Origin of the sequence: Chlamydia sp. 04-14, assembly GCF_036632095.1 — a bacterium.
Classification (GTDB): Bacteria; Chlamydiota; Chlamydiia; order Chlamydiales; family Chlamydiaceae; genus Chlamydia.
The window spans coordinates 420556-440944 of record NZ_JAPYKW010000001.1 but is presented as its reverse complement, the minus strand read 5'-3'; the positions used below and the strand labels follow the sequence as shown (position 1 = coordinate 440944).

Sequence of the window (20389 nt, the reverse complement as noted above, 5' to 3'; positions counted from 1 at the left end):
ACTTGTACCTGTTTACCCCTGCTAAATCAATGAAAAATTTTATCAGGCCTTTTCTCTTGTATTTTAGCCTGTGTTTTTGCACTAACTATTACTACTGTAGTTGACTAGTCGTTGATAAAAACTCATCAAATATCTAGAATATCACTTTTCTTGCGGGTGTAGCTCAGTGGTAGAGCGCCACGTTGCCAACGTGAAGGTCGTGAGTTCAAGCCTCATCACCCGCTTTTCCTTCCAGAAAAGCTTCAAAAGGTAGTCTTGTGTCGCGAAATTTTTCTAATGAGCAATTTTCTATTAATTTAGAAGAACAGTCAGGTTGCGTTGTTTCTGCTGTAGTAAAAACCACACCGCAACTCTTAGATAAGCTTCATAAACAAGCCATTAAAAAAATAAAGAAAGATGTTGTTTTATCAGGATTCCGAAAAGGTAAAGCTCCTGATGAAACTATTGTTTCTCGCTACCCTAATCAAGTAACAAGAGAATTAAATCAACTATTGATTCAAGCGGCTTACCAAGCTTTATCTACTGTGGGAGATCGCCGACCTCTTTCTCCACAAGCTATCAAGTCTACATCTGTAGCAAAAGCAGATTTAACTGAAGGTGGGCAAGTAGATTTCACTTACGAAGCTTTCCCAGTGATCACTGATATTTCTTGGAATAAATTATCACTAGAAAAAGAAGCTCCTGTAGAAGACATTACCGATGAAGAAATGGAAAAGGGATTACTGAATATCTCTTATTTCTTTGCTACAAAAACTCCTGTAACTCGTCCTTCTCAAGAAGGGGATTTTGTATCCCTATCTCTTTATGTTTCCAAGCAAGACGAAGAAAGGGCTCCTGCAGCAATCTTTGAAAATAAATATTTCAAACTTTGCGAAGAAGAAATGACTGATTCTTTTAAAGCTAAATTTTTAGGCATTTCTGCAGGTCATCGCGTTACAGAAATCATCACCTCTCCAGACATCCAATCATTTTTAAATGGGGATGTTCTAACTTTTACTGTTAATGCAGTGATTGAAGTTGTTGCTCCAGAACTTGATGACGATAAAGCTCGTCAGTTACAAGCTGAATCCTTAGAAGATCTAAAGAAAAAGCTGCGCATTCAATTAGAAAATCAAGCAAAAGATAAACAGCATCAACAACGCTTTACTGAAGCAGAAAATGCTCTAGCAAATATTATAGATTTTGATCTTCCAACATCTATGTTAGAAGATCGTTTAGCCACGCTAACGAGAGAAAAATTACTCAATGCTCGTCTGATTCAATATTGTTCTGATGAAGAACTAGAAGATAAAAAATCAGATTTATTAAAAGAAGCAGAAGCAGAAGCTAAAAAAACTTTAAAATTATTTTTCTTAGCGAACAAGATTTTCACCGATGAAAAGCTTGTGATTAGCCGTGAAGAGCTTCAATATATGATGGATGTATGTTCTAGAGAGCGTTACGGCATGCAACCTCCTCGAGATATATCCAACGAAGCTTTGCAGGAACTAGTGATGGCAGCTCGTGATCGTCTAACTTACCATAAAGCCATGGAACAAGTTCTAAACAAAGCAAAAGAATTAGCGACAGCACCCTCTGCATAATTTAGCTAGAGGAAAACACTTGACCCAAGAAAGTCTTAAACATAGAATTCAACATTTTAATGCGTAGGCTTGTTTCCAGGCAAAAAAGCATAAAAAATGAATTATGTGTATTGTTGGAATTGCTTTTGCGCATCCTATATATATGCGGGAAAGAAACTATTTTGAGAGGAAATGCAAATGACATTGGTGCCTTATGTGGTCGAGGATACAGGTCGTGGCGAACGCGCCATGGATATTTACTCGCGTCTTTTAAAAGATCGCATTGTAATGATTGGCCAAGAGATTACAGAACCCCTCGCGAATACTGTCATTGCCCAATTACTTTTCCTAATGTCTGAAGATCCTAAAAAAGATATTAAAGTTTTCATTAACTCTCCCGGCGGATATATCACAGCTGGACTGGCTATTTATGATACTATTCGTTTCTTAGGTTGCGATGTAAATACTTATTGCATAGGTCAAGCGGCTTCTATGGGAGCTTTACTACTTTCCGCAGGAACTAAAGGTAAGCGTTATGCTTTACCTCATAGTCGAATGATGATTCACCAACCTTCGGGAGGGATTATAGGTACTTCTGCAGATATTCAGTTACAAGCTGCAGAAATTTTAACACTGAAAAAACACCTCGCTAACATTCTTTCCGAGTGTACAGGACAACCTGTAGAAAAAATCATAGAAGATTCTGAGAGAGATTTCTTTATGGGAGCTGAGGATGCTATCTCCTATGGTCTAATTGATAAAGTGGTCTCTTCAGCAAAAGACACGAAAGATAAGGATACTATCTCCTAGAGAGTCATTATGAACAAAAAAAATCTCACCATTTGCTCTTTTTGTGGGCGTTCTGAAAAAGATGTAGAAAAACTTATAGCAGGTCCATCTGTCTATATTTGTGATTACTGCATTAAGTTATGCTCAGGGATTTTAGACAAGAAACCTACATCGACTCCATCATCAGGGGCCTCTACAGAAACTACCCCTCAGCATCCAGATCTTCAAGTTCTTACTCCAAAAGAAATCAAGAAACATATCGATAAATATGTTGTAGGCCAAGAAAGAGCAAAAAAAACCATAGCTGTAGCGGTATATAATCATTACAAACGTATACGTGCTTTACTAAACAATAAACACGTAAGCTATGGAAAATCTAATGTTTTACTCCTAGGCCCTACAGGATCAGGGAAAACCCTCATTGCTAAAACCTTAGCAAAAATCTTGGACGTGCCATTTACAATCGCTGATGCGACAACCCTCACCGAAGCTGGCTATGTCGGTGAAGATGTGGAAAACATTGTTTTAAGATTATTACAAGCTGCTGATTACGATGTCGCCAGGGCAGAGCGCGGAATTATCTATATTGATGAAATCGATAAGATTGGTAGGACTACGGCTAACGTTTCTATTACTCGCGATGTTTCTGGTGAAGGCGTTCAACAGGCTCTATTAAAAATTATAGAAGGCACTACTGCTAATGTTCCCCCTAAAGGAGGACGTAAGCATCCTAATCAAGAATACATCCGAGTAAATACTGAAAATATTCTTTTCATTGTTGGCGGTGCTTTCGTTAATTTAGATAAGATTATTGCCAAACGTTTAGGGAAAACTACAATCGGATTTTCTGATGATTTAGGAGATTTCTCACAGGAAGATCGCGATCATTTACTTACTAAAGTAGAAACAGAAGATCTCATTGCCTTCGGTATGATCCCTGAATTTGTTGGTCGATTCAACTGTATTGTTAACTGCGAAGAGCTCTCTTTAGATGAACTTGTCGCTATTCTTACCGAACCTACAAATGCAATTGTAAAACAGTATATCGAGCTATTTTCAGAAGAAAATGTGAAGTTGATATTCGAAAAAGATGCCCTATATGCTATAGCAAAAAAAGCTAAGCTGGCAAAAACTGGCGCCCGTGCTTTAGGTATGATCTTGGAAAACCTACTCAGAGATTTGATGTTTGAGATTCCTTCCGATCCTACAGTAGAGGCTATAAGGATTCAAGAAGACACAATCTTAGAGAATAAAGCACCAGTGATTATCAGAAGAGCTCCAGAAGCTATAGCTTAAATTCCTTCTCTTCTTTATTTAGGGATGTAATGACAACGATCGCCCTAGAAGCTGCAAAAAAAATTCTCTTGAAATTGCGTAATGCAGGCTACCAAGCATACTTTGTCGGTGGTTGCGTTCGCGATATGCTCATGGGGAAACCCATAGAGGAGATTGATATTGCAACTAGCGCACCTCCTGTCATTGTCTCCACTATTTTTACTGACACCTTAGCACTAGGTGCCGCCTTCGGTATTATCGTCGTTAAAGAAGACAACCGGTTATTTGAAGTAGCCACATTCCGTAGTGATGAAAATTATGAGGATGGACGCCATCCGGAACGCGTTGTATTCTCATCGATGAAAGAAGATGCTCTACGTCGAGACTTTACAATAAATGGGATGTATTACGATCCTTTCGAAGAAAAACTCTTTGATCTTGTCGAAGGAAGAAGGGATCTTGAAAAACGCGTTATCCGCGCCATCGGCCACCCTAAACTACGTTTCGCGGAAGATAAACTTCGCATACTACGGGCTATACGTTTTAGCTCTTCATTAGGCTTTGCTCTAGACCCAGCTACAGAACGCGCTATTATCAAGGAAGCCCCGACTCTAGTAAATTCTGTATCTCCAGAAAGAATCTGGCAAGAACTAAGGAAAATGCTGAAAAACCGTCCCTACGAAGCTCTTTTCTTATTGATAAAGCTGAAAATTATTACTGTAATTTTCCCTGAGCTTCGCGATGTTCCCCCTAGTTTATTACGAATAAACATCGAATTTGCTAAAAGACTCAGTCCTATAGAATTTCCGGAGATTTGCTTTCTACTTCCCCTATTTCAAGGGGTTAGTGAAGAAGCTGCTTGCGTAGCATTTACACGTTTACGAGTGTCAAATAAAGATTTAAAACTTATACAACTCTGGTACCAAGCTCTTCCACAATTCCAAAATATCAGTAATAATCGTGTTTTTTGGGCACACTTTTTAGCCTCACCAACAGCCCATCTATTTCTATCTCTGTTTTCAGCGATCCAAAAAGATCCTTCTAAACAGCAGCATTTCATCGCTCGCGTTCAAGAATTAGAAACGCGCTTAGAACAATTCATTTTAAGAATCAAAACTTCTTCACCTCTGGTTTCTGCTCCAGACCTTATTTCTAGAGGGATTGCACCAGGTAGGCTACTCGGAGATCTTTTAAGGGAAGCTGAGATACTGTCTATAGAAAACGAATGTCATGACAAAGAAAAAATTTTATTGCTTCTGAAGGAAAAAGGCTTCTGGAAGTAAGATTTATCTTAAAATAAACTTTTCCCTTAAACACTCAATCGATTTTATTTCTTTAGATTTAATTTTTTAGCTTTTATCATTTTCTTTGTAATTATTCAAAACTGAGATTAATTGGCTTATCATGCTACGGATTGCTATCTTAGGAAGACCCAACGTTGGGAAATCTTCTCTTTTCAATCGCATGTGCAAACGATCTTTGGCTATTGTCAACTCCCAAGAAGGGACTACACGAGATCGCCTATATGGAGAGATACGTGGATGGAGCATCCCTGTACAAGTAATCGATACTGGGGGAGTTGATAAAGATTCCGAAGACCACTTCCAAAAGCACATCTACAAGCAAGCGTTAGCGGGCGCTAATGAAGCGGATATTTTACTTCTTGTTGTTGATATTCGCTGTGGAATTACAGAGCAAGATGCTGAGCTTGCTAAAATGCTGCTTCCTTTAAAAAAACCTCTCATTCTTGTTGCGAATAAGGCAGATACTTTTAAAGACGAACATCGCATTCATGAGTTATATAAAATAGGAATCTCTGAGATTCTTACTGTATCAGCAAGTCACGATAAACATATTGATAAACTTTTAGAGAGAATTAAAACTCTTGGTAATGTTCCCGAACTTGTAGAAGAGTTTTCAGAGGAAGAGATCGAAGAGGAAACACCTTCTTCAATTGAGATGTTATCCGAAGAATCTCTATCAGATTACGAAGAAGAAGAAATTCCTTTCCCCACAGCATCAACAACAGATAAACCTTTAAAAATTGCTCTCATTGGTCGTCCTAACGTAGGCAAATCTTCCATCATTAATGGATTATTAAATGAAGAGCGTTGCATCATCGACAATATACCGGGAACGACTCGCGATAACGTCGACATTCTATATTCTCATAACGATCGTTCGTACCTATTCATAGATACTGCCGGTCTGAGAAAAATGAAAAGTGTAAAAAACTCTATAGAATGGATATCTTCCTCTAGAACAGAAAAGGCTATAGCACGCGCAGACGTTTGCTTACTGGTTATCGATGCCATGCATCATCTATCTTCTTACGATAAACGTATTCTCTCTTTGATATCCAAACACAAGAAACCCCATATCATCCTTGTTAACAAATGGGATTTGATTGAAGGCGTGCGTATGGAGCACTACATTCGTGATTTACGCGCTACTGATGTTTATATCGGTCAATCTAGGATTCTTTGCATATCTGCAGCAACAAAACGTAATCTACGGCATATCTTTTCATCTATCGATGAACTTTACGAAACAGTATCTAGCAAAGTTCCTACACCTGTTGTTAATAAAACACTCGCCTCGGCACTACAAAAGCATCACCCTCAAGTAATTAATGGAAGAAGATTGCGTGTTTATTATGCCATTCATAAAACAGCTACACCTTTCCAATTCTTATTATTTATTAACGCGAAATCATTACTAACTAAACATTATGAGTGTTATTTAAAAAATACTTTAAAATCATCTTTTAATTTATACGGGATACCTTTTGATTTAGAATTCAAAGAAAAAACGAAAAGAACAAATTAATTTGTTTAAAAAATGAAATATTATTATTACAAAAATAATAATAACAAATTAATTATTTCTTGGAGACTTTAACCATGAACCATGATCATTATGATGCATCAGAAGCTGATTACCACCACTCACTCGATGAGCTTCTTTACCAATCAGAAGAAGCTTTCTCTTTGGATAAATACCAAGAAACCGGAGTTTATGTTGAAGAAGACAAGGAGAATGGTGATCTCCTTATAGTTCTTGGAGAATCTATTCTAAAAGGTGTTATACGCCAATTCTATATTAGTGATGATAACCATGCTTATACGCGTAGTTGTCTGACAGGAGACTGGGAATTATGGTTTAATATCCCTCCAAAAACAATAGAAAGCAAAACTTACGACTTCAACTCTCTATTAGAATCCGACTTCCTTCTTACTACAAATGTAGAAACATTTGTAAATGCTCCCGAAGATTTCCCAAAAGGATCAGAATCCTTAAATAATATCATTATTTGTATGACTACTCGTAATCGAGATCATCACGTACAATTTTTGATTGGGGATAACCACAGAACATTTTGGATACGCCACCATGATGCAAAAGCATGGTCTGAGTGGTCCACATTTATTTAAAATCATGAATTAGAAAGGGAAAAGGCTGGAAGCTAGCCCAGCCCTAAAAGCTTTTTTTATTCGTCGTCAGAATCACTAATAACAGTTAATTCCATAGGACCAAAGTTCTCATCATTTTGGAATGACGTAGCAACAACGGGAATAACATTTTGAGGCCGCTGTTCTCTAGTCATAGTTAACTCTAGACGGAACAAATGTTTCACAATAGCAATACGAATATCTCGGACAAGACTTTCAAATAGTAAGAATGATTCGTGTTTGAATTCAATTAAAGGATCTTTCTGACCAACAGTACGTAAACCTACTTCACTACGGAGTAAATCCATATCCACAAGATGAATTTTCCATTGTTCATCGATATGCATAATCATTACTGAACGTATAATATCCTTACAGATACCGTTAGCATCAACGTCATCTCCAGCAGCTGTAGTGATTTCTTCTACCATAGATGAAAACTTATTCTGGAAAACTTCTATCAAGTCGTCTGCTACTTTTTCTGCAATAGCGTCTAAAGTATTTAATTTGCGTAATTCCTCAAGATTTAACTTTAGAGGGAAGGAGTAATTCATCCATTCTTCTAAAGTAGGAAGAGAGTGACCTGTGGGATGATTACGACTCGTGATCAATGAAGCTATCATCAACGAGACATGGTATATCGATTCCTTAGCTAAAGTAAAGATGTCCTCGGAACGTATAACCTCATTACGAAAAGCATAGATAGTCTGTCTTTGCTTATTCATAACATCGTCATACTCAAGAGTATGTTTTCGAATCGTATAGTTTCTTGCTTCAACACGCTTTTGAGCAGTCTCAATTAGCTTGTTAAACATAGGATCTGACATCGCCTCTCCTTCAGGAGGACGGAAATGCCGAATCAATGCATTTAATTTTGGCGAAGCAAATAAACGCATTAAACGATCTTCAAAAGATAAGAAGAACTTAGCAGCACCAGGATCTCCTAAACGTGCGCAACGTCCACGTAATTGTCTATCAATACGTCGAGATTGATGGCGACTTGTACCAATAACATGAAGACCACCAACAACTACAGCTTCCTGATCTAGTTTTATATCCGTACCACGACCTGCCATATTTGTAGCGACAGTAACAGCACCTAGCTTCCCTGCTGCTGCAATAATCTCAGCTTCTTGAGCATGATTTTTCGCATTTAAGACAGTATGTTCTATACGATTTTGTTTCAAAATACGAGAAAGCTTCTCAGAGACCTCAACAGATTCTGTCCCTATGAGAATAGGATTCCCGTCTTTATGTATACGAGCAATTTCATTAACGATCGCGTGATACTTTTCACGCTCTGTCATATAAAATTCATCATTATGATCTACGCGTAAACATGTTTTAAATGTAGGTACTTGCAGAACATAGAGATTATAAATCTCTTTAAATTCTTTGGACTCAGTAATTGCGGTCCCAGTCATACCTGCAAGTTTTTCATAAAGACGGAAGAAATTCTGCAAAGTTACTGTCGCAAAAGTTTGTGATTCCTTGCGAATAGTTACATGTTCTTTTGCTTCTATTGCTTGATGAAGACCTTCGGAAAAACGACGACCTGGTTGTGGACGACCTGTATGTTCATCAATAATGACAATTTGATCATCACGGACAATATAGTCCACATCACGTTCCATCAGCAATTGTGCTCTCAATAGCTGTCGCAAACCATGAGCTCGAGCTTTTCTTTGAGTATCTTCTTCAGAAACGGCTATTTTTCTATTAATTTTATCTGTTGGAGAGAGAGATTCATCGCCATCTATGAGAGCGTATTCGTGTCCCATATCCATCATGACGAAATCTTCGGCAGAACCTCCGGCCTTATCAACCCATTGTTGCATACCGCGATCTGTCAATTCGAAATCATTATTGTGCTCATCAACAATGATATAAAGTTGAGATAGTTTCTCAATACTCTCTTCTTTATTTTGTTCAGCATGATAATAAGTATCCCACTTATCAATCATAGCTCGCAAATCAGGGTGTTCGCGTACTCTACGCAAAACACGATTTAAAGGCATACCCTTACTAACTAGCCATAAACTACGGCAAAATTCAGAAATACCTTCGATAACTTTTTTATCCTTAGGGAGGATATCCATATCTAAGAAGAGTTCTAATCCTCGTCTAGCATCAAGAGCTAATTGATTACATAGTTCTCTCTGCAGTTGCACTAATCCAGCAACTTTATCTTTAAGCTCAAAATAAACAGGATTATGCTTTTCTCCAGGCCCAGAAATAATTAAAGGGGTTCTTGCTTCATCAATTAGAATAGAATCCACTTCATCAATAATGGCGAAATAGAATCCACGCCCTACCTGCTCATCAACAGAAGTTGCTATAGAATTATCTCTGAGATAATCAAATCCAAACTCTGAGGCTGTACCATAGACAACATCACAACGATAGATTTCCTTTCGTTTTTCTGAAGGAGATCCGGATATCAACACTCCGGTAGTTAGACCCAACCAACGCAATATGGAGCCCACCCATTCACAATCTCTTTGAGCAAGATAATCGTTAACTGTAACCAAATGCACAGGCTTCCCTGTTAAAGCATTTAAATACAGAGGCATAACTGCGGTAAGAGTTTTTCCTTCCCCTGTCTGCATCTCAGTAATAAAGCCCTTGTGCATAGCTATAGCACCAAGAACCTGAACATCATAAGGAACCATGTCCCAATTTTGATGATAACCGGAAACTTCTACAGGAGTTCCTGTCAAACGTCTACATACGTTTTTAACAACGGCATAGGCTTCAGGGAGCATATCATCTAAAGATTCGCCTTCCTGATAGCGCTTTTTTAACTCTACTGTTTTATTACGCAACTCCTCATCAGACAAAGAAGCAAGAATCTCATCATAGAGATTTACCTTATCCACAAGTTTTTGAAATTTTTTTAAGGTACGCTCTTGAGAAGATCCAAAGAAACGTTTAAGAAAATCTAACATACGTCGCTTAATTCAATATAATTGCTTGGAAAATAATCTATTAATTCCTACGAAAACTCATCTGTCAATACCATACTCGATTCTGATGAATAAAAGGAACAAAAGTTCCCCTACTTATATTCTTCTTTCTCCTGAACAGGAGGCAAAAAACTTTTATCATAAAGATAGAGAAATGAAAAAAAGAATTTAAGCAGCAAGCAGTGTATCTACTTCCACAATATGCTGATGATTCAAAGGTAGTTTCTGGCGTAAATTACGCATAATTTGCGAACGGCGCTTCTTTTGCTGCAAAGAAACATCTTGAGCTGATAGAAATGCTTGTATTTCATAAGCAGCGTCGAAATTTCCTGCGCGAGCTTCGCAGGCACTTAATAGCTCTAAAGTTTCTGAGGAATGGTTTAATTGGAGAGCTTTCTTTGCATACTCTAAACCAGCCTCTGCTGTTACTATTGATGCGTATCCTACTCCTGAAAGCCAAGCTAACGCTTTGCATGCTGTAGGACAATCAGGGAATTTTTGAATTACTTTTAGATACATCTTTTCAGCATCAGAATATTTCTTTAGGCAACATAAACTAAATCCATAACCTAGGCCACATTGCCAATCCTCAGCATATGTGCCGCATTGAAATGCTAAATTCCAGCAATATTCAGCTAAAGGATAGTCATTTTGATCCATAGCTGCCAAAGCTGCGTGTCTCATTAACAAAGCATCTCCTCGAGACCATAAATCGCTACTTTGATAAATAAGTAACGCTTTTTTCGATTGCCCTTGTTTTTGTTCACACAAACCGATGTTAAATAAAGACTCTTCTCGATAATTGGGTTCAGATAACAATTTGCGAAACAGCTTTCCTGCCTCAACATAATTACCGCAAATACGGGAAGAATGTGCTAAATTATAGGTAACTTTCAAAGGACAGGGGCCTAAGGCATATGCGCGATTGTAAAACTCTATAGCATCTTGATAACGCTTCGAAGTGAAATAAATATCCCCAACAGTAATGTAGGTTTCTTGATGGGATAGAGGAGAAATCCAGGGCTCAATAATGCTACAGGCAGCATCTAAATGTCCTAAATTCACCAAAGCAGATGCATACTTCGCAGCATCTTGCTCCTCAAACATATCGTTCGAAATTAAGGAAAAAGCTTGGCAACATTCTTTATATGCTCCATGACGATAAGCTTTATAAGCAATCTCTAGAAAAAATTGAGGTCCCCGTAAATTTAATTTTCGTGCCTCAGCCAATAGCTTTTCCACCTCGTCAAAACGATTCATCCCTCGAAGAATACGCATGTAATCGAATAAACACTGACGACGATAACAACGTTTTTTTAAGATAGGTAGGAGCTTCTGTTCAGCAACAGACCATTCTTTCAGTTCCATGCTCAGATGAACTTCTCGAATAACCTGCGCCGCATAACGACGGAAACGGGAAATGTGACAATAGACTTTAAACACTAAACCTATTGTCAAACTTGCAACTAAAGTCCATAGGATGACTAGCCACATAATTCGCCAATTTTCACTTTTCTCTCTCTTTGCAATACCAAAAAAAACCTTTAAAGTCTTTAAAATTATTCTCTCAAAGAACATCCTAAAGATTGCCCCATAAGGCAACGTGTTTCTAATCCCATTCTTGAGTTCTTCAATAAATCGGCATCAAACCGAACAACTCCTGGCTCAAACAACACAATAACAGTGGAGCCTCCAATTTCAAAAAACCCCTTCTCATCACCCTTAGAATACTTTTCCCCGGGTGTGTAGGTTTGAATAATAGAACCGACATTCAATGCCCCTACTTCCAAATAGAGCACATCCCCAAAAGCCTCTGTTTTGAGCTCTGTTAGCGTACGTTTGTTCTCACAAAAAATATTAAAATTATCCTTCAATGCCATCGGATGTACAGAAAATAAATAACCATTGATGTTATGCGTTGATCCGGCCAAACAATCTACAGGGAAATGAAAACGATGATAGTCGAAAAGAGCTAACCGAGCAAAGACCACGCTACCAGATGCGTACTTCTCAACAAGCTTGGGATCACCTAAAAGTTTTGAAAGAGAGAACCGTTTGGATTTAACAACAAATTCTCCAAATTCGGATACGTTTGGATAAATAAGATACGCCCCATCAACAGGTGTCACGCAAATATTCTTTCCTTGGGCAATGGGCCGTGCTTCTGGACGCAACTCTCTAGTAAAAAAATCATTGAAAGAAGTGAATTCTGAAAGAGATTTTTTGAATTCTTTTGCGCAGATATGATTTCTTTTTATAAATCCTGGAATCTTTTTACGTGTCCAAGAACGTTTTTGAATCCAACCATAAAGACGCGACAAAAATGGAGACCTCGACAATAGCGTAGATACCCATTTCCCTAATCTAGAAGTGTATAGAAACGTCATAGTCTTTTCATAACACACAGATTCTGTCACTCTTTGATTAGTTAAGCGATCAATATATTGCAGTTTCTTCACTTGTCCTCGACCTGAAGATCAAAACAGGCGACTATAAAAAGTTATTAAAAATATTCCAAACTAATTAAATAGAAATCGTTAAAAAACCTACATACATCTTTAATGGGAAACCTGATATCCTAGCTCTCAAGTTAGTTCCATTTTCATCCGTTTTTCATGATTAAAAATGATACTATTGCTGCTATAGCCACTCCTCCAGGAGAGGGGAGCATCGCTATTGTTCGTATATCTGGCCCTGAAGCCATTCAGATCACAGACAAAATATTCTCAGGATCCGTACCATCCTTTGCCTCCCATACTGCTCATTTAGGAACAATAAGTCGTAATGATCAACAAATTGATCAGGTGCTTTTATTAATTATGCGAGCTCCACGTTCATTTACTGGTGAAGATGTTATCGAATTGCAATGTCATGGTGGTTATTTTTCTTGTTCTCAAATCCTGGAGGCCTTGGTATCTGAAGGAGCTCGGCCCGCACTTCCTGGAGAATTTTCTCAACGAGCTTTTCTAAATGGGAAAATAGATCTTATCCAAGCAGAGGCAATTCAAAATATTATTGCCGCTGATAATTTGGACGCCTTTCATATTGCTCAGAATCATTTTCAAGGACATTTCTCTAAAAAAGTTCAGCTTATTTCTTCGTTGATCATTGAATCCTTGGCTTTCATTGAGGTACTCGCAGATTTCCCAGAGGAAGAACAGCCTGATATGGACGTCCCTGACAATCGATTAAGCGAAGCCATACTGATTATTGAAGATCTTATCTCCAGTTTCGATGAAGGCAGGCGACTCGCCCAAGGAACAAGTATTGTTCTTGCAGGACATCCTAACGCAGGAAAATCCTCACTTCTTAATGCGCTAACCAATAAAAATCGCGCTATTGTTACGGATATTCCTGGAACTACAAGAGATATATTAGAAGAAAATTGGACGTTGCAAGGGAAACGTATTCGTCTTATAGATTCTGCAGGACAACGAGAAACAGACAATCCTGTTGAACAAGAAGGCATAGAACGTGCTATTTCTGCTATGGAACAGGCCGAGGGGATACTCTGGGTTATGGATGCTACACAACCTCAACCTGATCTGCCAGAAATTTTATTTCAAAAACCCACTCTCCTTCTTTGGAATAAATCTGATCTTATATCACCACCACGAATCACTACCTCGCTACCCCAATTAGCTATTTCTGCAAAAACAGGAGAGGGAATTTTTGAACTCAAACAATTTATCCAAAAATGGATGCAACAACAAGAACTAGGAAAGAATGCAAAAGTCTTTCTTGTTTCTTCTCGACATCATACGATATTACAACAGATGCATTCGTACTTGCTTTCAGCTAAAGAAGGATTACAATCCCAACTTCCTCCGGAACTTGTCGCTTTAGAGCTCAGACAAGCCCTACAAGCGACTGGGAATCTTTCCGGGTCTGAAATTAACGAGACAATATTAGGAGAAATTTTTAGCAGGTTTTGTATTGGAAAATAAAATACATATTAAAGATTTTATTATTTCTACTTTAAACGAATTCTTTCCCAATCCAAAACCGTCTTTAACCGGGTGGGAAACTCCATTTCAACTACTTGTTGCTATTTTGCTCTCAGGGAATTCTACGGACAAGGCTGTGAATTCTGTGACACCAAAGCTGTTTACCTCTGCTCCTGATGCTCAAGCATTAGCACAACTTTCTTTAGAGAAGTTATATTTAATTATTGCGCCTTGTGGCCTTGGCAGGAGAAAAGCTGAATATCTGCATAGTTTATCAAAAATCTTGTTAGAAAAATATCGAGGTGAACCTCCTGCCTCTTTAGAATTGTTAACCAAGTTACCCGGAGTGGGTAGGAAAACTGCTTCAGTCTTTCTAGGGATTATCTACAATATGCCAACGTTTCCGGTAGATACACATATTTTGAGACTATCTCAACGTTGGAACATTTCTGATAAGCGTAGCCCCTCAGCAGCAGAAAAGGATCTTGTTCTTTTTTTTGGAGATGCGAATTCTCCAAAACTTCATTTACAACTTATCTATTATGCTAGACATTACTGCCCGGCTCTCTATCATGATATAAATAAATGCAGAATATGTTGGCACTTAAGCAATTCCTGCAAAAAGCAATCTAAACCCCTTAAGAAATAAAGGTTTCTGTTTATTAAAACAGAAACGGTTCCACATAAAGCTTTCTCTCTGTATATATCGAGAATGAAATTTACTTTGCTTTCTAACGGAGAAATCTTTTAGACTGGGCAACTACTTACTACGTCGATATCGCAATTTTTTAATATAATGAATAAAAACGCTTCTAATAGGGTTAGTTCTAAAAAAGAACTCTCTGTTTGGTCGATCGGAGGATCTATTTTTGCTATGTTCTTTGGAGCAGGCAACATAGTATTTCCTTTAGCTCTGGGTTATCACTACCATTCACACCCCTGGTTCGCTTGTTTTGGAATGATGCTTACCGCGGTTTGTGTCCCCCTATTAGGTTTGTTTAGTATGTTGTTATATTCCGGAGATTATAAAAATTTTTTTTCCTCTATTGGAAAAATCCCTGGAATGGTTTTCATTATAGCAATTTTATGTTTGATAGGTCCTTTCGGAGGAATTCCTAGAGCAATTGCTGTATCACATTCAACTTTAGCTTCCTTATCGGATTCAAAAACAACTCTACTGCCTAATTTGCCTATTTTCAGTTTGATTTGTTGTGTTCTGATTTACCTATTTGCATGCAAACTTAGTAAACTCATCCAATGGTTGGGATCCGTATTTTTCCCAATCATGTTGACCACTCTACTTTGGATAATTTTCAAAGGGCTAACCATTCCTGCAAATCCCAGTTTCTTAGAATCTGCGAATGCCCGACAAGCCTGGTTAGCTGGAATTACAGAAGGCTTCAATACTATGGACCTTCTTGCAGCCTTTTTCTTCTGCTCCATTGTATTAATTTCTATACGACAAATGATAGCAAATGGAAATGCTGATGATGAAACACCTTTAAACTTTCAAAAAATCAATAAAAAAGACAAACGCACTTTAGGTTTAGCTTTTGCTTTGGCTGCGGCACTTCTCGGATTAATTTATTTAGGGTTTGCCCTATGTGCTTCTCGTCATGCAGGTTTGCTAACTCATGTAGGAAAAGGACAAATTCTGGGAAGAATTTCTGCTATTGCTCTTGGGCCAAATAGTTTATTGACTGGTGTATGTGTGTTTGTTGCTTGCTTGACAACAGAGATTGCTTTAGTTGGGATTGTTGCTGACTTTTTAGCCCGCATCATCTCATCAAAAAGAATGACGTATTCTAATGCAGTAATTTTCACTCTGATACCCTCATATCTAATTTCTATTTTAAACTTCGAAAATATCAGTCTCCTTCTATTGCCCCTACTACAGCTAAGTTATCCTGCATTAATCGCTTTGACTTGCGGAAGTATTGCTTATAAGTTGTGGAATTTCCGACACGTCCAAGCTTTGTTTTATTTAACCCTCTCTCTTACAATCGTTTTGCGATTGGTGAGTTGAGATAACGCTTGTATTTGCTAACTAGCATAACGTTATGGTTTTAAACGCTTTAGCTGGCTTTCGTCAAACAGCGATGGATTATCTCGCTACGAATCGCCAAGACATCGCTTTAGATTTTTCTGGAGATTGTTATAGCATCCGAATTCCCGATGAGGACTCTCCTGATGGGGATTGGGTCAGCACACTAAAATTTAGTGATATTGACAATCTAACTTTTGCTTCCTGCAGCTGTCCTGATGGGGATTGTTGCGTTCATTTAATGACCGCATTTTTCTCAGCTTACGACGCTCATGGGTGGCTACCTCTGCACTATAAATTCGAGAGATCTTTTTGGTATGCGTTGTTCTTAAAGTTATTCATAGAGGAATCGCATCTACGTGCTGATGGTGATAAACACTATTCTATAATATCTTCTCATGCAACTTTAGAGATTTCTGCGTTGTCTTCTGAAGCTTTTACAGAATGGCTGCCTATCATCCATCAATCTCCCGAGCCTAAAACTTATACTGAAAAAACTTTTCCTCAGTCTGTTTTATATCGCATAGCAAAATACTTTTTCTTCTCTTCTGAAGCAGGAGCACGCTTAGACCTTATTGAAAATAATCAGGGTTTCCCTACGCAATTTGCAATGCAATGGGAGGGTATCTCTTTAAAAGGAGAGATTTTAGATTTTGCAACTTTAGAAAACCTATTTCCAAAGATTAATTTTTCTCAAACATCTCTCCCTGGAAATTATAGTGATTTTTCTATAACCAAAGTACGTGTAGTCCCTGAAGAATCTAAAGTATACTTCACTGTCGAACCGATCGCACATAATCATGCAGGACAATCTATAACTGAAATTGGCTCTATCGGCTATATAGCAGGATCTCAACAAGTTATTCTGCCTTCGGAAGAAACCTTCGTTTCTATTTATGTAATATCCCTACTTCCTGAAACTCTAAAAAAACAAATATTATCCCTTCTGCATTATGATTCTGAAGAACGTCCAATCCGTTATTCTATCTATTTTTTAAGGGATTCTTCTATTTCCTTTTCAGCCTATCTAGATTCTCCTGGAGATCTAGAGAACGGGAAACTCATCTATCCCGACTTTTGTTATGTCCCTGAAAGAGGATTGTTTACAGTAAGGGGGCTACTCTCTCCTCAAATCTCATTCGTTGTTAAAGCAGATCAAGTTGAGGAGTTTTTAGATAATGAGGGGTTATTAATTCGCGAACCAGGATTTGAAGTATTTACTGATCGTGTTCCTGAAGGGCAGTTAACGTATAATATTACACAACAAGGTGTTTTACTATTCCATTACAACACTGGTGATCCTGCAGCTATAGATATTCATTATGGTCCTTGGACATACTATTCCGGGCAGGGATTTTTCTTACAAAGAAAAGCAGATCTAGAAATTCAGGATGGTTTGATTGTAGAGGCTGATCAAATTCCTAATTTCATTATGAAACATGAGGTCGTTTTAAGAACGATCTCCAACTTCTTTGCTCCTACACCACCTCTGAAAAATCTTTTCTTTGAAGTACATAAAGAAACTAAAGGTTCAGGATTGTGTTTAAAACCTGTATTTCAAGGTTTAGAAGAAGAAAATTGCCGACTATTTGGTGTTTTTCTTTATCGAGAAAATCTAGGATTTAACCTGCTTCCCACCCCCTTACAATCATTATGCTCTCTACCAAAGAAAATTCCTCCTGAGCAAGTTCCTGAGTTTATAAATCAAAACTTCCATAATGATAAGCTTGTTTTTGCAGATCCCCAACTTTGTCTTCCGGAAACATTCGAGCTTGTCATATTATCGATAACACGCCCTCATCCCTCATCGCCATTACATTTGCATTTAGAACTCAAAACCAACATTGGTTCTATACCCCTGGGGGTTGTGCTACAAGCATTGAAAAACAAAAAAGCTTTTGCTTTTACTAAAGCTGGATTCTTAAGTTTCCAACACTGCCTATTTCAATTCTTAAAACAATTTATCTCCGCTCAAAAATGTCTGATTTCTGAAAATACTGTAATTGCTACAGTGACAGATATTTTCAAATTAGACGCTTTAGCACCACTGTCTACGCATGAAAAAATTAATGCAAGTGCATCCGATTTAGCGTTTTTCTCTCAGCTTAAAGCAGCTTGTTTGCCGCCTATTCCACAAAATCTATTTTCTACAGATCATAAACTACGCCCGTATCAAAATAGCGGCTTGTTATGGTTATGGTTCTTGTATAACCACCGTTTATCTGGACTACTTTGTGATGAGATGGGGTTAGGGAAAACCCACCAAGCTACAGCGTTATTAGATATTGTTTTCCAATCTGCAGAACCTACAGAGCGGCCGAAGTTTCTTGTTGTCTGTCCCACTAGCGTATTGCCCCATTGGGAACACACACTAGCAACACATCTGCCTACAGTAAGTATTTTTGCTTTTCACGGTCCTAATAAACCTGAACAGCTTCCCCCTACTGACGTAATTATTACTTCATATGGGACCTTAAGACAAAATTACGCTAAGTTTTATAAGATTTCATTCACGGTAACGGTATTTGATGAAATCCACATGGCAAAAAATAAAAATAGCCAAATTCATAAGATTCTCTGCCGATTAGATTCTCAAATGAAATTGGGATTAACAGGAACTCCTATAGAAAATAACCTTCTTGAGTTCAAAGGTCTTTTAGACATTATTCTCCCTAATTATCTCCCGTCAGATGCTTTATTTAAGAAGTTATTCACGAAGAAAAATACCGCAGAAATAGATGACGAGATTATTCCATCACAAGATCTACTACTCAAATTAACTCGACCTTTCATCTTAAGAAGAACAAAAAAACTCGTTCTCCCAGAACTGCCTGAAAAAGTAGAATCGATAATTCCTTGTACGTTATCTCCAGAACAGAAAAAGCTCTATCTATCTACATTAAAAAGAGAAAAAGCGCAGATTCAACAACTGGAATCTCCAGAAGAACAGACAGTCAACTATCTCCATGTATTTGCCTTATTGAATCATCTCAAACAAATCTGCAACCATCCAGCAATCTTCTTTAAAAATCCTGACAAATACCGAGAACACGAATCCGGAAAATGGGAAGCTTTTGTTCGACTACTTCACGAGTCATTGTCCTCAGGATATAAGGTTGTTGTCTTTTCACAATACATTCATATGATTCGTATTATTATGTTATATCTCGAAGAGATTGGCGTAAAATATGCCTCTATTCAAGGAAAATCCTTAAATAGAAAAGAAGAGATAGAATATTTTACTACAGATCCTGAATGTCGTGTATTCGTGGGTTCATTACTCGCTGCAGGAACAGGAATTAACCTTACTGCCGGCAACGTCGTAATCATGTACGATCGCTGGTGGAATCCTGCTAAAGAAAATCAAGCTTTGGATCGTGTTCATAGAATAGGGCAAAAAAATACCGTATTTATCTACAAACTCATGACAGAGGACACGTTAGAAGAACGTATCCACTACCTCATTGAAAAGAAGATCCGTTTATTAGATAAAGTTATCTCCACTCAAGATTCTAATATTCTCCATATGTTAAATAGAGAAGATTTGATCACGATTCTATCGTATAAAGATGAACGCAATGGAGTGGACGACACAACAAATAGCATACCCGATGGCACTGAAGAGTCGCTTCTTTAAATAGAAGAAGTTGAAGAATATCTTATTCCGAAAGCTTCAAGTAACCGCGATAAGCAAACAAAGCACCGACAATGCCATAAAGATAAGCTCGGTTTTTAGGCCATGTCAACGTCAGTCCAGCATCTGTAGCAAATAAAAGAATAATCAAAGCAAAAGCTAAAAATCCTGCGCCTAAAAATAAGGCAACAAGAGGCCAATGCTGTAACCAATTCCAATCAGCTTCAGACTGTTCCGTAGGTTTTTGGAAAGTATTTTGATCACTAAGAACAGCTTCCCAATCCTCTGAAGAAACAGCAAAAAGATCTTCAGATTCTCCCTTTGTAGAGCCTTCTGGGAAAGAAATATGACATGAAGAAAACCCTCCCGAAGCTACCGGAGGATCTTGAAGAAATGCACTGCAATAGGGACACTGGGGCATATGCATAGATACGCTACCTTCACACTTCCAACATGTGCGCTGCATCTCTGCTTCTTTAGCAAATGGCATGGCAACCTACCTTCCCAAACTAGGATTTAATATAAAGAAACAGAAAGTTTCTTATATGTCGATTTGTACACACTACGACTAATTACAGTACATAACTTAAATTATAATTTCTATTGGGAAAAAATCAATGCTGAAAATTAATCTTTAGATCTAGAATAAGCAAAAAGCTCTTCATGAAATAATATTACGACCTAGCGTCTTAAAAAAGATCTTCTTAAGAACTTTTAAAT

14 protein-coding genes and 1 tRNA gene are annotated in these 20389 nt (G+C 37.8%); 11 read left to right on the top strand and 4 right to left on the bottom strand.

Annotated elements, in window-relative coordinates; translation table 11 throughout:
- Nucleotides 1–152 precede the first annotated feature (152 nt).
- From O6937_RS01980 to O6937_RS01950, 7 genes are all read left to right on the top strand, one after another.
- Nucleotides 153–224 (top strand) — tRNA-Gly (locus O6937_RS01980).
- Nucleotides 225–257: 33 nt separating this feature from the next.
- Nucleotides 258–1583, top strand: coding sequence for a trigger factor (tig, locus tag O6937_RS01975; protein ID WP_332390002.1), 1326 nt, complete (start codon nucleotides 258–260; stop codon nucleotides 1581–1583).
- A gap of 177 nt (nucleotides 1584–1760) precedes the next feature.
- Nucleotides 1761–2372, top strand: coding sequence for an ATP-dependent Clp protease proteolytic subunit (locus O6937_RS01970; protein WP_006343578.1), 612 nt, complete (start codon nucleotides 1761–1763; stop codon nucleotides 2370–2372).
- Between the two features lie 9 nt (nucleotides 2373–2381).
- Complete coding sequence (clpX, locus tag O6937_RS01965) at nucleotides 2382–3647, top strand: ATP-dependent Clp protease ATP-binding subunit ClpX (RefSeq protein ID WP_332390001.1); 1266 nt, start codon at nucleotides 2382–2384, stop codon at nucleotides 3645–3647.
- Between the two features lie 29 nt (nucleotides 3648–3676).
- Nucleotides 3677–4909 carry a CCA tRNA nucleotidyltransferase gene (locus tag O6937_RS01960; protein ID WP_332390000.1) on the top strand — a complete coding sequence of 411 codons (1233 nt, stop codon included), beginning with the start codon at nucleotides 3677–3679 and terminating at the stop codon, nucleotides 4907–4909.
- Between the two features lie 121 nt (nucleotides 4910–5030).
- Complete coding sequence (gene der / locus O6937_RS01955) at nucleotides 5031–6455, top strand: ribosome biogenesis GTPase Der (RefSeq protein ID WP_332389999.1); 1425 nt, start codon at nucleotides 5031–5033, stop codon at nucleotides 6453–6455.
- A 74-nt stretch (nucleotides 6456–6529) separates the two neighbouring features.
- Entirely contained in the window at nucleotides 6530–7060 is a 531-nt protein-coding gene (locus O6937_RS01950) for a hypothetical protein (RefSeq protein ID WP_332389998.1), read from the top strand.
- 56 nt (nucleotides 7061–7116) lie between these two features.
- Here O6937_RS01950 and secA read toward each other — a convergent pair whose 3' ends face one another.
- The 3 genes from secA to O6937_RS01935 all read right to left on the bottom strand — a co-directional run bounded on the left by secA (nucleotide 7117) and on the right by O6937_RS01935 (nucleotide 12503).
- Nucleotides 7117–10026 carry a preprotein translocase subunit SecA gene (gene secA / locus O6937_RS01945; RefSeq protein ID WP_332389997.1) on the bottom strand — a complete coding sequence of 970 codons (2910 nt, stop codon included), beginning with the start codon at nucleotides 10024–10026 and terminating at the stop codon, nucleotides 7117–7119.
- Between the two features lie 186 nt (nucleotides 10027–10212).
- Complete coding sequence (locus O6937_RS01940; protein WP_332389996.1) at nucleotides 10213–11538, bottom strand: tetratricopeptide repeat protein; 1326 nt, start codon at nucleotides 11536–11538, stop codon at nucleotides 10213–10215.
- 65 nt (nucleotides 11539–11603) lie between these two features.
- Complete coding sequence (locus O6937_RS01935) at nucleotides 11604–12503, bottom strand: phosphatidylserine decarboxylase (RefSeq protein ID WP_332389995.1); 900 nt, start codon at nucleotides 12501–12503, stop codon at nucleotides 11604–11606.
- A gap of 156 nt (nucleotides 12504–12659) precedes the next feature.
- Between O6937_RS01935 and mnmE the strand changes: the two genes are divergently transcribed.
- From mnmE to O6937_RS01915, 4 genes are all read left to right on the top strand, one after another.
- Nucleotides 12660–13991: a tRNA uridine-5-carboxymethylaminomethyl(34) synthesis GTPase MnmE gene (gene mnmE, locus O6937_RS01930; RefSeq protein ID WP_332389994.1), complete on the top strand. Its 1332-nt coding sequence runs from the start codon at nucleotides 12660–12662 to the stop codon at nucleotides 13989–13991.
- Nucleotides 13981–14640, top strand: a complete 660-nt coding sequence (locus O6937_RS01925; RefSeq protein ID WP_332389993.1) for an endonuclease III domain-containing protein — start codon at nucleotides 13981–13983, stop codon at nucleotides 14638–14640. The genes mnmE and O6937_RS01925 overlap by 11 nt, the downstream gene beginning before the upstream one ends.
- A gap of 147 nt (nucleotides 14641–14787) precedes the next feature.
- A complete protein-coding gene (gene brnQ, locus O6937_RS01920; protein WP_332389992.1) occupies nucleotides 14788–16017 on the top strand; it encodes a branched-chain amino acid transport system II carrier protein in 1230 nt (409 codons plus the stop codon).
- Nucleotides 16018–16051: 34 nt separating this feature from the next.
- Complete coding sequence (locus O6937_RS01915; protein WP_332389991.1) at nucleotides 16052–19672, top strand: DEAD/DEAH box helicase; 3621 nt, start codon at nucleotides 16052–16054, stop codon at nucleotides 19670–19672.
- A 22-nt stretch (nucleotides 19673–19694) separates the two neighbouring features.
- Here the strand turns inward: O6937_RS01915 and O6937_RS01910 are convergent, their stop codons facing one another.
- Nucleotides 19695–20159, bottom strand: a complete 465-nt coding sequence (locus O6937_RS01910; RefSeq protein ID WP_332389989.1) for a phage holin family protein — start codon at nucleotides 20157–20159, stop codon at nucleotides 19695–19697.
- Nucleotides 20160–20389: the final 230 nt, after the last annotated feature.